Source organism: Aquipuribacter sp. SD81, assembly GCF_037153975.1.
In the GTDB taxonomy this organism is placed as follows: Bacteria; Actinomycetota; Actinomycetes; order Actinomycetales; family JBBAYJ01; genus Aquipuribacter.
This window is the reverse complement of sequence record NZ_JBBAYJ010000008.1, coordinates 77,467-92,524: the sequence shown is the minus strand read 5'-3', so window position 1 is coordinate 92,524 and position 15,058 is coordinate 77,467. Positions and strand designations below refer to the sequence as shown.

Sequence of the window (15,058 nt, the reverse complement as noted above, 5' to 3'; positions counted from 1 at the left end):
GGCGCGGCCGCGGGTCACGCCTGGGCCGCTGCCACCTCGCGCGGCTGGGCGACGCCGAGCTGGTCGAGCGCCTCCTGCAGGACCGTCATGACGGCGAGGGTCGTGTCGAGCGGGTGCAGCGGGCTCTCGCTCCGACCCTCGCGCAGGCACTCGTGCACGTGCTCGAGCATGTGCCCGTAGCCCGCCCCCCGGTACCCGGGGCGCACGGTGCGCTCCGGCGCGCCGTCGAGGGACACCGTCAGGCCCGACGGCGCGTACACCGGCGCGTCGAGCCGCAGCCGTCCCGCCGTCCCCTCGAGCACGGCGTCCTGCGCCGCCCGGCTGCTGAAGGACGACGACAGCAACGACACCGCGTCGTCACCGTGCTGCAGGAGCAGGCCGCTCAGCACGTCGACACCCGCGTCGGACACCCGCCCCGCCGCGGCGACCGACGTGGCCCGGCCGAGCAGCAGCACCGCGAGCCACACGGGGTAGACCCCGACGTCGAGCAGCGCACCGCCGCCCTGCCGCGGGTCGTGCAGCCGGCTGCCGGGCACCGCCGGCACCACCGTTCCTATGGAGGCGTGCAGCGCCCGCGGCTCGCCGACCTCCCCGGCGCCGACGGCGTCGAGCAGCGCGACGGTCACGGGCAGGAACCGCGTCCACATGGCCTCCATGCAGAACACCCCCGCCTCCCACGCCGTGGTCGCGAGCTCGCGCGCGCCCGCGAGGGTGGCGGTCAGCGGCTTCTCCACGAGCACGGGCGTCCCGGCGCGCAGCACCGCCGTCGCGGCTCCGAGGTGCGCGGTGTGCGGGGTCGCGACGTAGACGACGTCCACGTCGGCCGCGAGCGCGGCGGGATCGGTGTAGGTGGCGTCCGCACCGTGCGCGCGGGCGAAGGCCGCGCCCCGCTCCGGGCTGCGCGAGCACACCCCGTGCAGCACGGCTCCGGGGGTCGCCGCGAGGTCGCCGAGGACCTTCGCGGCGATCGGCCCGGTGCCGACGACGCCCCACCGGACGGGCGCTGGGCTCACGCGCCGCCCAGCCCGTGCCGGCGGATGACGTCGGCGTACCAGAGCGCGCTGTCCTTGAGCGTGCGCTCCTGGGTGTCGTAGTCGACGTGGACGATGCCGAAGCGCTTGGAGTACCCGTAGCCCCACTCGAAGTTGTCGAGCAGCGACCACAGGTAGTACCCGCGCACGTCCGCCCCGTCCGCCAGCGCGCGGTGCACCGCCCGCAGGTGCGCGTCGACGTAGCGGATGCGGTCGGTGTCGTGCACCCCGCCGTCGGGCGCCACCACGTCGGGGTACGCGGCGCCGTTCTCGGTGACGTACAGCGGCACCCCCGGCGCCTCCTCGTGCAGGCGCAGCAGCAGCCGGCGCATGCCCTCGGCGTCGACGGGCCAGCCCATGTCGGTGACGTGCCCGGCCGGCTCGGGGAACTCCAGGTCGCTGCTGCCGACCCACGGGCTCGACGCGCTGGACCCGTGGCCGTCGGCCTCGGCCCGCACGCCGGTGCCGTCCCACGCCCGCACGACCGTCGGGGAGTAGTAGTTGAGGCCGAGGGCGTCCAGCGGCTGGTGGACGAGGGCGAGGTCGCCGTCGCGTACGAACGACCAGTCGGTGACGGCGGCGGTGTCGGCGAGCACGTCGGCCGGGTAGCGCCCGTGCAGCACCGGGTCGAGGAACACCCGGTTCTGCAGGCCGTCGACCCGGCGGGCGGCGTCGACGTCGGCGGGGTCGGCCGGGTCCTCCGGTCGCACCCACGCGAGGTTGAGCGTGACCGCGACGGGCAGGGCCGGGGCCTGCTCGCGCACGGCCGCGGTCGCGAGGCCGTGGGCGAGGTTGAGGTGGTGCACGGCCGCGAGCGCGGCGGCCGGTTCGGTGCGCCCGGGCGCGTGCACGCCGCTGGCGTAGCCGAGGTAGGCGGAGCACCACGGCTCGTTGAGCGTGATGACGGTCCGCAGCCGGTCCCCGAGGTGCCGGGCGACGACGGCCGCGTACTCCGCGAACCGCTCGGCGGTGCGGCGGTCGGTCCAGCCGCCGCCGTCCTCCAGCGCCTGCGGCAGGTCCCAGTGGTACAGCGTCGCCGCCGGGGCGATCCCGGCCTCGAGCAGCTCGTCGACGAGCCGGTCGTAGAAGGCGACGCCGGCGGCGTTGACCGGCCCGAGCGCGTCGGGGGTGACCTGCGGGGTGATGCGGGGCCACGCGACGGAGAACCGGTAGGACGCGAGCCCGAGGCGGCGCATGAGCGCCACGTCGTCGCGGTAGCGGTGGTAGTGGTCGTCGGCCACGTCGCCGGTGTCGCCGCCCGCGACCTTGCCGGGCGTGCGCGAGAACGTGTCCCAGATCGACGGGGTGCGGCCGTCCTCGTCGTGCGCGCCCTCGACCTGGTACGCGGCCGTGGCCGCGCCCCACACGAAGCCGGGCGGGAAGACGAGGCCGTCGGCCTGCTGCGGGAGCGACGCGGGGCGCGCCTCGACGGCGGTCACCCCTTCACCGCCCCGGCCATGATGCCGCTGACGATCTGGCGGCCGAGCGCGACGAACACGACGACGACGGGCAGCGTGCCGACGAGCGTGCCGGCCATGATGATCGCCTGGTCGGGCACGTAGCCGCTGCCGAGGTTCTTCAGCGCGACCTGCACCGTCGGGTTCGACGACAGGAGCGCGATGACGGGCCAGAAGAAGTCGTTCCACGCGGCCATGAAGGTGAGCATGGCGAGGACGGCCATGCCGGGCCGCGCGATCGGCAGGACGATGCTCCACACCGTCCGCAGCGACGTGGCCCCGTCGACGCGGGCGGCCTCGAGCAGCTCGTCCGGCAGGGTCTGGATGAGGTACTGGCGCATGAAGAAGACTCCGAAGGCGGTGACGAGGGACGGGAGCACGACCGCGGTGAGCTTCCCGGTGAGGTCGAGCGCGGCCATGACCTGGTAGAGCGGGACGACGCCGAGGGTCGGCGGGATCATCATCGTGCCGACGGTCAGCGCGAACAGCGCCTTCTTTCCGGCGAACTGCTGCTTGGCGAAGGCGAAGCCGGACAGCGTGCACAGCAGGACCGTCGTGACGGTGATGACCGACGACACGGCGACGGAGTTCCAGATCGCGAGCCCGAGCGGCTGCGCGTCCCACGCGCTCACGACGTTGCGCCACAGCCCGCCGCCCGGGGTGAGCGGCGGCGGGAACTGGTTCATCTCCGACATCGGCCGGCTCGCCGCGACGACCATGTAGTAGAAGGGCGCGAGGAAGAGGAACGCCGTCACGACGAGCAGCACGTAGGCCAGCGGGCCCGCGTGGTCGTCGCCGCGGCGGCGCCGGCGGCGGGCGGGCGCGGGCGGGCGCACCGCGGCCACCTCGCGGACGGTCGTGACGGTCATCGGGCGGCCTTTCCCTCGCGGGTGCGCCAGCGGGCGATCCCGGTGTTGAGCAGGACGAGTGCGACCACGAGCACGAACGTCACCCACGCGACGGTCGCGGCGCGGCCGAGGTTGAAGTACTCCCAGCCCTGCTGGTACATGAACAGGCCGAGCGTCTGGTACTGGTTCATGGCCCCGCCGTTGGCCTGGCCGTTGCCGAACAGCAGCGGCTCGCCGAACAGCTGGGTCGCGCCGATCGTCGACACGACGACCGTGAAGAGGATCGTCGGGCGCAGGCCGGGCAGCGTGACGTGACGGAACTGCTGCCACTTGCTCGCGCCGTCGATGGCGGCGGCCTCGTAGAGGTCGCGCGGGATCGACTGCATGCCGGCGAGGTAGATGAGCGCGTTGTAGCCGGTCCAGCGCCACGTGACGATGACGGCGATGGCGATCTGGGCCGTCAGGTCGCCGTTGCGCCAGTCGACCGCGTCGACGCCGAACCACGACAGCACCCAGTTGACGAACCCCGCGTCGCGCCCGAACAGCTGCGCGAAGACGAGGGTCGAGGCGGCGACCGAGGTCGCGTACGGCATGAGCATGGAGATGCGGAAGAAGTTCCGCACCACCATCTGGTAGTTGAGGAGGTGCGCGAGGCCGAGCGCGAGCAGCAGCTGCGGGACCGTCGAGAGGATCCCGATCGTGATCGTCCGCCACAGCGAGTTGTAGAACTCCGGGCTGCTGAACAGCCAGCGGTAGTTGTCGAGCCCGACGAAGGTCATCGGCGAGCCGAGCGTGAACTCGTTGAAGCTGATCCACGCCGTCCACACCAGCGGGAACAGCCCGAAGGCGAAGAAGAGCAGGAAGAACGGCGAGACGTACAGGTAGGGGGCGGCGCGCGTCTCGAACCGGAACAGCCGGCCGCGCCACGTGGGCTGCGGGACGGACCGGGTGACGGCGGGTGTCGCGGTGCGCCCCGGCGCGGTCTGCAGGGCCATGACGACCTCCTCGGTCGACGACGGACGGCGGGGGTGGACGGGCGCGGCAGGCAGCACCCGTCCACCCGCGGCGTCAGCCGAGCTGGTTGTCGACCGCCCGCTGGGCGGAGGTCCAGGCGTCGTCGGGGCTCACGTCGTTGACCTCGACGGTGAGGAGGGCGTTGGTGATCTCGTTCTTGAGGATGCCGTCGTCGGGTCCGAGGATCTGCGCCGGCGCGTTCTTCGCGATCTCGCCGAAGATCTCGCCGATGGGCGCGCCGCTGAAGTACTCGTCGGTCGTGCCGGCGACGGCGTCGATGGCGGTCGTGTTCGAGGGGAAGTTGCCGCCGACGGCGAACACCTTCTCCTGCTGCTCCGGTGCGGTCAGCCACATCGCGAGCCTCACCGCCTCCTCCTGGTTCTCCGAGCTCGCGGGCACGCCGAGGTAGGCCCCGCCCCAGTTGCCGGCGGCACCGCCGGGCAGGGAGGTGACGCCCCAGCTGCCGCTGCCGGCCTCACCGGCCTGGCCCTTGATGTAGCCGATCATCCAGGAGGGGCAGGCGATGGTCGCGAAGGCGCCGTTGCCGAAGCCGGGGTTCCACTCGGGGTCCTCGAACTGCGCGAGCTTCGCGGTGAGGTCGTCGTCGGCCGCGGTCGCGGCGAGGTCGAACGCCTCGCGGACGGCCGGGTTGGTGTCGTAGACGAGCTCGCCCGCCTCGTCGTAGTAGATCTCCTGCTCGGTGGAGATGATCGCGTTGTAGAGGCCGCCCGCGGAGTCCGTCCACGCGCCGCTCGCGCCGGAGGCCTGGTACTGCCGGCCCAGCTCGAGGTAGTCCTCCCACGAGCCCATGGCGTCGGCGAGCTCGGCCGGGTCCGTCGGCAGGCCCGCCTCCTCCAGGAGGTCGGTGCGGTAGCAGATGCCCGTCGGGCCGATGTCGGTCCCGAGGCCGATGACGCGGCCGTCGTCGGTCGTGGCGGCGTCGAGCTTGGCCTGCGTGTAGTCGTCGAGCTGCTCGGCGGCCGCGGTCTGCGACAGGTCGACCCAGCGGTCGGCGAGCTCGGTGGTGGCGGTGCGGATGCGGGCCACCTCGATGCCCTGGATGTCGGCGGCGCCGCTGCCGGCGTTGAGCTTGGTGAGCAGCGCGGGCCAGTACGTGTCCTCGCCCTGCGTGGTCTCGTACTCGATGGTGATGTTCGGGTTCTCCTCCTCGTACTGGTCGAAGAGGCCCGCCTCGTCGTAGCCGAAGGTGCCGAAGAGGCTGACGGTGAGGGTCGTCTCCTCACCGCCCCCCGCGTCGTCGGCGGCGGCGGCCTCGGGCGACCCCTCGGCGGAGGCCGGGGCGACGTCGTCCCCGCCGCAGCCGGCGAGGGCCAGCGCGGTCACGGCCGCGACCGCGGCGACCGCTGCGTGTGCTCGGTGTCGGATCATGTCGGTCAGTCCTTCCGCCTCGTCCTCGAGGCCACCTGGGTCCGGCGTCACTGCTGTGTCGCAGGTGTGGGAGCGCTCTCACGCTCCCGTGCCGGGAAGACTGCACGTGGCTGGGGCCTGGTGTCAACGATTCGGGCCGAACTCATGGGAGCGCTTCCACGTCACGTGTGTCTGCATTCCTGTCGACACACGCCGCGTACGTCGACGTTCCTGTCGACACACGCCGCGTACGTCGACATTCCTGTCGACACACGCCGCGCACGTCGACATTCCTGTCGACACACGCCGCGCACGTCGACATTCCTGTCGACACACACCGCGTGCGTCTGCGTTCCTGTCGACGGACGACGCGTACGTCTGCGTTCCTGCCGACAGGTCGGTCGGTGCGAGGCGCCGCGCGACGGCGCCGCCGGCCCGGCGACCCCGGGGGTCAGGCCGAGGCGCGCACCACGAGGTGCGTGTGCAGGCGCACGTGCAGCGGCGCCCGCTCACCGCCCATCGACGCCACGAGCGACTGCGCCATGGTCCGGCCGAGGTCCTCGATCGGCTGGTGCACGGTCGTCAGCGGGGGCTGCGTCGCCTGCGCGATCGGGATGTCGTCGAAGCCCGCGACGGCGACGTCGTCGGGCACGGCGAGACCGCGGTCGGCGACGGCCCGCAGCGCCCCCGCCGCCATGAGGTCGTTGGCCACGAACACCCCGTCCACCGGCGGGGAGAGGTCGAGCAGCCGCTGCATCGCCCGGTGCCCGCCCTCGACGGTGTAGTCGCCCTCGGCCACGTCCTCGTCGGCCGGCGTGCGACCGGCCTCGGCGAGCGCCCGCCGCCAGCCGTCGAGCCGGTCGATCGCCCCGGCCATGTCGGTCGGGCCGCTGATGGTCGCGACCCGTCGACAGCCGCGCTCGAGCAGCCGGCGCGTCGCGACGACGGCGCCCTGCGCGTTGTCGACGTCGACGACGGGCAGGCTCGCGGCTCCCGGGTGCAGCGAGCGGCCGGCCATGACGACGGGGACGCCGAGGGCGTCGAGCCGGGTGGGCATGTCCTCGCTGCCGTGCAGCGACACGAACATCGCCGCGTCCACGTGGCCGCCGGCCGCGAAGCGCTCGAGCCGGTCGCGGTCCTCGTCGGTCGACACCACGACGAAGACGATCTGCAGGCTGTGCGCCGCCAGGACGTGGTGTGCGCCCTTGAGGACGGTGGAGAAGAACGGGTCGGAGAAGAACTTCTCCTCCGGCTCGCACACGACGAAGGCGACCGTGTCGCTGCGGCGGGTGACGAGGCTGCGGGCGGCCGCGTTAGGGACGTAGGACAGCTCGCGCGCGGCGGCCAGCACCCGCTCGCGCGCGGACTCGCTCACCCTGGGCGAGCCGGTGAGCACGCGGCTCGCGGTGGCGCGGGAGACCCCCGCGGCCGCCGCGACGGACTCCAGCGTCGCGGGCACGCGGCCACCCGACCCGACCATCGCCGTCCGCCTCCTCCGCGCCCCGTCCGGCGGGGCGACGACAGCGTAGGCGCAGCGGGACTGCCGGACGCCCGCCTCCCGCGCGACGGCCCCCGACGCCCTACGCGTCGTCGATGAGCGGCTCGAGGATGGACGTGACGGCCGACGCGGCCTCGTCCGGGCGCTGCTCGACGACCGCGCGGACGAGCCGCTCGTGCTCGGCGGAGTGGGGGTCCTCGTCGTGGTCGACGTCGGCCGTCAGCACCTCCTCGTACAGCGGCACGAGACCGTCGTACAGCTCGAGCAGCAGCTCGTTGTGGGTCGCGGCCGCGACGGCCCGGTGCAGGGCGACGTCCGCGCTGACGCGGGCCGCGCGGTCCGCCGAGCGCCAGGCCCGCGTGCGCTCGACGAGCGCGGCCTCGAGCGCGGCGACGTCGTCGTCGTCGCGCCGGCGCGCGGCGATGGCGGCGGCCGCCCCGTCGAGGGCCGCGCGCAGCTCGAGCCCGTCGCGCCGGTCGACCGAGGTCGCGCGGCGGGCGACGGAGATGACGAGCGCCGAGCGGGCGGTCACGTACGTGCCCCTGCCCTGGTGGCGCCGGACCAGGCCCGCCTGCACGAGCGACTGGATCGCCTCGCGGACGGTGTTCCGCCCGGCGCCCACCTGGGCCATGAGCTCCGACTCGACGGGGATGCGCTCGCCGACCGGCCAGGCCCCCGACTCGATCGCCTCGTGGAAGCGGGCGGTGACGGCGTCGGTGAGCTTCTCGCCCGGGCGGGGCGAGGGGGTCGCCCGGGCCGGCGGGGCCTCGCTCGTATTCATCCCATCATCCGATCTATCGTGGGCCGGGTGGACACCCGACCTGCCTCCGGCGCCCTGCCCCTGCTCGCCGTCGTGCTGACCGCCCTCAACCTACGCACCGCGGTCACCGGCTTCACGCCTCTCCTGGACGTGGTGGGGGACGACCTCGGCTTCGGCCCGTCGCTGTACGGCGTGCTGGGGACGGTCGTGACGGCGTGCTTCGCCGTCTTCGGTCTCCTCGGCGCCGGGGCCGGCCGGCGGCTCGGGCTCGAGCGCGCCCTTGCGCTCGCGACCGCCTGCACGACCGCCGGCATCGTGCTCCGCGCCCTGTCCCCGACGACGACGGTGCTCGTGGTCTCCACCGTGCTGGCGCTCACGGGCGTCGGTGCGTCCAACGTGCTCGTGATCCCCCTGGTCAAGCGGTACTTCGCCGAGCGGCTCAAGCTCGTGAGCTCGATGTACATCGCGCTGCTGCAGGTCGGGCAGTTCGTGGCGCCGCTGCTCGCGGTGCCCGTCGCGCTCGCGGTCGGCTGGCGGTGGGCGGTCGGCATGTGGGCGGTGCTGACGGGCGTGGCGGTCGTGCTGTGGGTCGTGCTCGCCGCGCGCGGTGGCGCAACCGCGGCTCCCGCCGTGACGGCGACCAACGCCGCGCCGCCGAGGCTGGACGGCGCCTGGCGCACGCCGCTGCTGTGGTCGATGGTCCTCATGATGGGCATGACCGGCCTCAACGTGTACGCCATCATCACGTGGCTGCCGGCGGTCCTCGTCGACGCGGGCGCCGACCCGGCCTCCGGCGGCGCGCTGCTCGCGCTCTTCTCGGTGTTCGGGCTGCCGGCGGCCTTCGTCGTGCCGCCGCTCGCGATGCGGCTGCGCAACCCGTTCGTCGTGGTCGCGGTGTGCGCGGCGTGCATGGCCGGCGGCTACCTCGGCCTCCTGCTGTCGCCCGGGACGGCGGCGGCCGCGTGGGTCGTGCTCCTCGGCGTCGGCGTCAGCACGTTCCCGCTGTGCCTCGCGCTCGTCAACGTGCGCACCCGGACGACGGCCGGCTCGACGGTCCTGTCCGGCGCCATGCAGGGCGTCGGCTACGGCATCGCGTGCCTCGGCCCGCTCGGCATCGGCCTGCTCTACACCGCGACAGGCACGTGGACCGCGTCGCTCCTCGTCCTCGTGGCGAGCCTCGTGGTGCTGGTGGCGGCCGGCGTCGTCGCCTGCCGTCCCGCCGCCCTGGAGGATCAGGTGGCCGAGCGGACCCCCGTCCTCGTCGGGGTCTGACACCGGCGCCTCACGTCCGGCCCCGGGCCCCGGCGAGCGCGCGCTCGAGGCCGTCGAGCAGCAGGTCGAGGGCGAAGCCGAAGGCGCTCGCGGCGTCCGGGTGCTCCGCGTGCCACTCCACGTGCGCCACCAGGTCGGGGTAGGCCCCGAGCCCGGGGCGCTCGAGGAAGCGGCGGGCGGCCACCTCCAGCGGGTCCGCCGCGTCCGACCGGTGGGAGAAGGCCACCGCCTGGACGGCGTGGCCGACCACGTGGTTCTGCAGCGAGTGGAACGCGAGCTCCAGCAGCGAGGGCGGGAAGCCCGCCCCGCGCAGCGTCGCGAGCACCGCGTCCATGTGGCGCAGCCGCTCCGGACCGACCTCCGCGGACTGCCCGGCCCACAGCGCGGCGCACCACGGGTGGCGCAGCAGGGCGTCGTGGGTCCGGCGGTACCGCTCCTGCAACGCGTCCCGCCACCCCAGCGCCGGGTCGGGCTCGGGCACCTCCCCCGCGACCAGGTCGGCGATGCCGGCGAGCAGCGCCGCCTTGTTCGGCACGTGGTGGTACAGCGACATCGCCTCCACGCCGAGCTCGGCGCCGAGCCGGCGCATCGACAGCGCGGCGAGCCCCTCGGCGTCCGCCACGGCCGTGGCCGCGGCGAGGACCCGCGGACGGTCGAGGGCGGGACGGGGCTTGACGGCCATGGCCCCGGACTTTACCTTACGCCGTAAGATTTACAACGTAAGGAGACGGTGATGAAGGCAGTCGTGCAGGACCGGTACGGCCCGGCCGAGGAGGTCCTCCGCCTCGAGGACGTCCCCGAGCCGGAGGTCGGCCCGCACCAGGTGCTCGTCCGGGTCGCGGCCGCCTCGCTGAACGCCGCGGACTGGCACCTGGGCGAGGGGCTGCCGCTGTTCGTCCGGGCCGGTGAGGGCCTGCGCCGGCCCCGCCGCCGCTGCCCCGGGTCCGACCTGGCGGGGCGGGTCGAGGCCGTCGGCGCGGCCGTGACCCGGGTCCGTCCAGGCGACGACGTCGTCGCCTGGACCGAGGGCGGCGCCCTCGCGGAGCTCGTCGCGGTGAGCGAGGACGACGTCGTGCTCCGTCCCACCACGCTGGACCCGGTCGAGGCGGCCGCGCTGCCGCTCGCGGGGACCACGGCGCTGCAGGCCGTGCGCCACGGCGGCCCGGTGCGGCCCGGCGAGCGGGTCCTCGTGACCGGCGCCTCCGGCGGGGTCGGGACCTTCGCCGTGCAGCTCGCCGTCGCCGCGGGCGCGCACGTGACCGCGTCGTGCCGCACGGAGAACGTGGAGCTGGTCCGCAGGCTCGGCGCGCACCACGTGCTCGACCGCACCCGCGAGCCGGTGCCGGGCGACGGCCCCTGGGACCGCGTGCTCCAGGTGGCGGGGACCACGCCGGTCCTCGCCGTGCGGCGGGCCCTGACCCCCGGGGGCAGGCTGGTCCTGCTCTCCGGCGACGGCGGGCGCCTGCTCGGCCCGCTGCCCGGCATGCTGCGCGCCGCGGCGCTGTCCGCCGTGTCCTCGCAGCGGATGGGGTTCCTCATGGCCACCACCACCCGCGACGACGTGCAGACCCTCGTCGACGAGGCGGCGACGGGCTCGCTGCGGGTCGTCGTCGACCGCACCTACGACCTCGTGGACGCCGCGGCCGCCCTCGCCCACGTGAGGACCGGACGCGCCCGCGGCAAGGTCGTCGTCACGCTGTGATCCGGGACCGACCACGTGAGCGGGGGGTCCCGCGGCGACACGCCGGGCGTGCCGCACGCGGGACCCCCCGCTCACCGGGGCGGGGTGGGGCTCAGCGCACGTCGTAGCGGTCGAGCATCATCACCTTGTCCCACGCGGCCACGAAGTCGCGCACGAAGCGCTCGTGGGCGTCGTCGGCGGAGTACACCTCGACGATGCCGCGCAGGATCGAGTTGGAGTTGAGCACGAGGTCCGCGGCGGTGGCGGTGCGCACGACCTCGCCGGAGGCGTCGAGGCCCTCGTAGACGCCCTCGGTGTCGACGGAGGTCCGCCACTGGATGCCGAGGTCGAGCAGGTTGCGGAAGAAGTCCTGCGACAGCACCCCGACCCGGTCGGTGAAGACGCCGTGCGGCACGCCGCCGGTGTTGGCGCCCAGCACTCGCAGGCCGCCGAGCAGGACCGTCAGCTCCTTGGGCGTGAGCTCGAGCATGTACGCCCGGTCGACGAGGAGCTTCTCCGGCTCGACCTTCGTGCCCTCGCGCACCCAGCTGCGGAAGCCGTCGGCGCGGGGCTCGAGCCAGCGGAAGCCCGCGACGTCCGTCTGCTCCTGGCTGGCGTCGGTGCGCCCGGGCGTGAAGGGCACGGTCACCTCGACACCCGCGTCCGCGGCTGCCTTCTCGACCGCCGCGCAGCCGCCGAGCACGATCGTGTCGGCCAGCGAGACCGGTCGCCCGAAGGCCTGTCGCACCTCGTCGAGCCGGTCGACCACCTCGGCGGTGCCGGCGTTCACGGCCCACGAGCGCTGCGGCTCCAGCCGCAGGCGCGCGCCGTTGGCCCCACCGCGCTTGTCGGTGCCGCGGTACGACGCCGCCGCCGACCAGGCCGTGTGCACGAGCTGGGAGACGGTCAGGCCCGAGTCGAGGATCTGCCGCTTGAGCTCGGCGACGCCCTCGGCGTCGAGCAGCTCGTGGTCGACGGCCGGCACCGGGTCCTGCCACAGCAGCTCCTCGCTCGGCACGTCGGGACCGAGGTAGCGGCTGCGCGGGCCCATGTCGCGGTGGAGCAGCTTGAACCACGCGCGGGCGTAGGCGTCGGCGAAGGCGTCGAAGTCCTTGTGGAAGCGCTCGGAGATCGCGCGCAGCTCGGGGTCGGCGACGAGCGCGACGTCGGTCGTCGCCATCATCGGCGGGTTCTTCTTGCCCTCGATGTGCGCGTCGGGCACGAGCTCCTGCGCCTCGGGGTCCTTCGGCTTCCACTGCTTCGCGCCGGCGGGGCTCTCGGTGAGCTCCCACTCGTACGCGAAGAGCGTCTCGAAGTAGCTGTTGTCCCACTGGGTCGGCGTGGGCGTCCACGCGCCCTCGAGGCCGCTCGTGATCGTGTCCGCGCCCTTGCCGGTGCCGAACTGGCTCTCCCAGCCGAGCCCGTCACCGTGCACCGGGCAGCCCTCGGGCTCCGGGCCGACGAGGTCGGGGCTGCCCGCGCCGTGGGTCTTGCCGAAGGTGTGCCCGCCCGCGACGAGCGCGACGGTCTCCTCGGCGTTCATGCCCATCCGCGCGAAGGTGATCTTGATGTCGTGCGCGGACGCGAGGGGGTCCGGCCTGCCCTGCGGGCCCTCCGGGTTCACGTAGATGAGCCCCATCGTGACCGCGGCGAGGTCGCCCTCCTCGAGGTCGAGCGGGGTGTCCGCGTCGGCGTAGCGCTCGTCGCCGAGCCACGTGTCCTCCGGACCCCAGAACACCTCCTCCGGCTGCCACGTGTCCTCGCGGCCGAAGCCGAACCCGAAGGTCTGCAGGCCCATGTCGTCGTGGGCGACGTTGCCGGCGAGCACGAGCAGGTCCGCCCACGACAGCGCGCGGCCGTACTTCTGCTTGATGGGCAGGAGCAGGCGGCGGGCCTTGTCGAGGTTGGCGTTGTCGGGCCAGGAGTTGAGCGGGGCGAAGCGCTGCGCGCCCTGGCCGCCGCCGCCGCGGCCGTCGGCGATCCGGTACGTGCCGGCCGCGTGCCAGCTCATGCGGATGAACAGCGGGCCGTAGTGGCCCCAGTCCGCCGGCCACCAGTCCTGCGAGGTGCGCATGAGCTCGCGGAGGTCCGCCTTGAGGGCGTCGACGTCGAGCGTCGCGACGGCCGCCCGGTAGTCGAAGTCCTCGCCGAGGGGGTCCGAGGAGCGCGCGGGCCGGTTGAGCACCGACAGGTCGACCTGGTTCGGCCACCAGTCGCGGTTGCTGCGGGGCCGGTTCGTGACCTGCACCGTCGGCGAGGAGATCGCCGGGTTCTCGCTCTCGCTCGTGCTCGCCGTGGTCGGCGCGGCCTGCGGGTCGGCCGAGGTGTCGTACGGCTTCGGGCTGTCGACCGGGCTGTCGGAGGGCGACGTGCTCACGGAGTTCCTCTCGTCGGTGTTCGGTGGTCGGTTCTCGGGTGGGACTCGGGCCTCACGCGGAGGCGGCACAGGCGGGGCAGCGGCCCCAGTAGACGACCTCGGCCTCGTCGACGACGAAGCCCCGGTCGTCCGAGGCCGTCAGGCACGGGGCGTGCCCGACGGCGCAGTCCACGTCGGCGACGACGCCGCAGCCGCGGCACACGAGGTGGTGGTGGTTGTCGCCGGTGCGCGCCTCGTACCGCGCGACGGAGCCCGCGGGCTCGATGCGCCGCACGAGGCCGGCGGCGGTGAGCGCCCGCAGGACGTCGTAGACGGCCTGGTGGGAGACGGCGCCGAGCCGCTCGCGCGCGGCCCGGATGACGGCCTCGGTGTCGGCGTGCGGGTGGGCGTGCACGGCGTCGAGCACCGCGAGACGCGGCTGCGTCACGCGCAGCTCGGCGGCGCGGAGCGCGTCCGTCAGCTCCCCCGTCGTCGGCACGTCCCCCACCTTGGTGCGTTCTCTGGAACGAGTCAAGACAAGGTGCCGCTACGGCTGGATGCTGCCGAACACCGCACCCGTCACGAGGTACAGCGCGCCGAGCTGGAGGAGGACCACGGTGAGGACCAGCATCGGCGGCATGCCCCCCGCTCGGCACACCGCACCCAGGGTGCCGGGGAAGGTCCAGCGCACCCGACGGCGCCGCACCAGCACGCTCAGGCCCACGGCTGACACGAGCCCGAAGCCGGCGACACCGAGGAGCCAGGAGCGGAGGAACCACGCGTCGTCCCAGGCCACGACGATCTGCAGCAGCATGAGCACCGGGCCTGCGAGCCACGCGACGATCCCGACGAGCAGCAACCACGCCCGCACGGGACCGACCGGCGACTCCGCGCGCGCCTGCACGAGCGGACCGTAGCCGAGCGGACCGGCCCGACGGGCGGTCGCGAGCCACCGTGCACCGGCCTCAGTGCGCGAGCAGGTCCGCCTCGCAGGCACGGGCCGCCGCGAGCAGCGGCGGCAGCAGCTCGTCGCGGATCTCGTCGAGCGAGCCGCGCTCCAGCGGCGCGGCCACGTTGAGCGCGGCCACGACCTCGCCGCCGCGGCCGTGCAGCGGGGCGGCCATCGACCGCAGGCCGAGCTCGAGCTCCTGGTCGACGACGGCGTAGCCGTCGGCGCGCACCTGGGCGAGCGCGTCGGCGAGCAGGTCGGCGTCGGTGACGGTGTGCTCGGTGAGCGCGTCGAGGCGCACCCGCCGCAGGTAGTCGGTGAGCTCCGCGGGGGGCAGGTGCGCGAGCAGCACGCGCCCCATCGACGTGCAGTACGCCGGCAGCCGCGTGCCGACGTCGATCGCCACCCGCATGATCTTGCGCGCCTGCACGCGCCCGACGTAGACGAGGTCGTCGCCGTCGAGCACCGACACCGACACCGACTCGTGCACCTCGGTGCTCAGCCGCTCCATGTGCGGGCGGGTGACGTCGAGCAGCGGGAGCCCCGACAGGTACGCCCAGCCGAGCTCGAGCACCCGGGGGCGCAGCGAGAAGACGCCGTCCGCGGCGTGCACGTAGCCCAGCTCCACGAGCGTGAGCAGGAAGCGGCGGGCGGCCGCGCGGGTGAGCCCGGTCCGGCGGGCGACGTCGGACAGGGTGAGGCGGGGGTGGTCGGCGTCAAAGGCCTTGATGACGGCGAGACCGCGCTCGAGCGAGCGGACGAAGGTCTCGCTGCTCACGGTCACCTGCCTCGCGTCGAGGGTGGCGCTCGTGCTCACCCGGGAG

14 protein-coding genes are annotated in these 15,058 nt (G+C 74.1%); 2 read left to right on the top strand and 12 right to left on the bottom strand.

What is annotated here, in order from left to right; translation table 11 throughout:
• Positions 1-14: 14 nt before the first annotated feature.
• The 7 genes from WAA21_RS06615 to WAA21_RS06585 form a co-directional block, all read right to left on the bottom strand.
• Positions 15-1,013, bottom strand: coding sequence for a Gfo/Idh/MocA family protein (locus WAA21_RS06615; RefSeq protein ID WP_336921986.1), 999 nt, complete (start codon positions 1,011-1,013; stop codon positions 15-17).
• On the bottom strand, positions 1,010-2,470 hold the full coding sequence (locus WAA21_RS06610) for a GH1 family beta-glucosidase (RefSeq protein WP_336921985.1): 1,461 nt from the start codon (positions 2,468-2,470) through the stop codon (positions 1,010-1,012). Before WAA21_RS06610 ends, WAA21_RS06615 begins: the two co-directional genes overlap by 4 nt.
• Positions 2,467-3,357: a carbohydrate ABC transporter permease gene (locus tag WAA21_RS06605; RefSeq protein ID WP_336921984.1), complete on the bottom strand. Its 891-nt coding sequence runs from the start codon at positions 3,355-3,357 to the stop codon at positions 2,467-2,469. The genes WAA21_RS06610 and WAA21_RS06605 overlap by 4 nt, the downstream gene beginning before the upstream one ends.
• Positions 3,354-4,331 (bottom strand): carbohydrate ABC transporter permease, encoded by a 978-nt coding sequence (locus tag WAA21_RS06600; RefSeq protein WP_336921983.1) that lies wholly within the window; start codon positions 4,329-4,331, stop codon positions 3,354-3,356. The genes WAA21_RS06605 and WAA21_RS06600 overlap by 4 nt, the downstream gene beginning before the upstream one ends.
• Before the next feature lie 73 nt (positions 4,332-4,404).
• Complete coding sequence (locus tag WAA21_RS06595; RefSeq protein ID WP_336921982.1) at positions 4,405-5,739, bottom strand: extracellular solute-binding protein; 1,335 nt, start codon at positions 5,737-5,739, stop codon at positions 4,405-4,407.
• Between the two features lie 430 nt (positions 5,740-6,169).
• Positions 6,170-7,177 carry a LacI family DNA-binding transcriptional regulator gene (locus WAA21_RS06590; protein ID WP_336921981.1) on the bottom strand — a complete coding sequence of 336 codons (1,008 nt, stop codon included), beginning with the start codon at positions 7,175-7,177 and terminating at the stop codon, positions 6,170-6,172.
• 121 nt (positions 7,178-7,298) lie between these two features.
• The gene (locus WAA21_RS06585) at positions 7,299-7,997 is read right to left on the bottom strand and encodes a FadR/GntR family transcriptional regulator (protein ID WP_336921979.1); all 699 of its coding nucleotides are present in this window, start codon (positions 7,995-7,997) and stop codon (positions 7,299-7,301) included.
• A 27-nt stretch (positions 7,998-8,024) separates the two neighbouring features.
• Between WAA21_RS06585 and WAA21_RS06580 the strand changes: the two genes are divergently transcribed.
• A complete protein-coding gene (locus WAA21_RS06580; protein ID WP_336921978.1) occupies positions 8,025-9,248 on the top strand; it encodes an MFS transporter in 1,224 nt (407 codons plus the stop codon).
• A 10-nt stretch (positions 9,249-9,258) separates the two neighbouring features.
• Here the strand turns inward: WAA21_RS06580 and WAA21_RS06575 are convergent, their stop codons facing one another.
• Positions 9,259-9,930 (bottom strand): TetR/AcrR family transcriptional regulator, encoded by a 672-nt coding sequence (locus WAA21_RS06575; RefSeq protein ID WP_336921977.1) that lies wholly within the window; start codon positions 9,928-9,930, stop codon positions 9,259-9,261.
• A gap of 51 nt (positions 9,931-9,981) precedes the next feature.
• Here WAA21_RS06575 and WAA21_RS06570 point away from each other — a divergent pair, with 51 nt between their 5' ends.
• Positions 9,982-10,950 carry an NAD(P)-dependent alcohol dehydrogenase gene (locus tag WAA21_RS06570; RefSeq protein WP_336921976.1) on the top strand — a complete coding sequence of 323 codons (969 nt, stop codon included), beginning with the start codon at positions 9,982-9,984 and terminating at the stop codon, positions 10,948-10,950.
• Positions 10,951-11,041: 91 nt separating this feature from the next.
• Here WAA21_RS06570 and katG read toward each other — a convergent pair whose 3' ends face one another.
• The 4 genes from katG to WAA21_RS06550 form a co-directional block, all read right to left on the bottom strand.
• Positions 11,042-13,306 carry a catalase/peroxidase HPI gene (katG, locus tag WAA21_RS06565; RefSeq protein WP_442893241.1) on the bottom strand — a complete coding sequence of 755 codons (2,265 nt, stop codon included), beginning with the start codon at positions 13,304-13,306 and terminating at the stop codon, positions 11,042-11,044.
• A gap of 52 nt (positions 13,307-13,358) precedes the next feature.
• Positions 13,359-13,784 (bottom strand): Fur family transcriptional regulator, encoded by a 426-nt coding sequence (locus WAA21_RS06560; RefSeq protein WP_336921975.1) that lies wholly within the window; start codon positions 13,782-13,784, stop codon positions 13,359-13,361.
• Positions 13,785-13,832: 48 nt separating this feature from the next.
• A complete protein-coding gene (locus WAA21_RS06555) occupies positions 13,833-14,189 on the bottom strand; it encodes a hypothetical protein (protein WP_336921974.1) in 357 nt (118 codons plus the stop codon).
• Positions 14,190-14,250: 61 nt separating this feature from the next.
• Entirely contained in the window at positions 14,251-15,051 is an 801-nt protein-coding gene (locus WAA21_RS06550) for an IclR family transcriptional regulator domain-containing protein (protein WP_336921973.1), read from the bottom strand.
• Positions 15,052-15,058 lie beyond the last annotated feature (7 nt).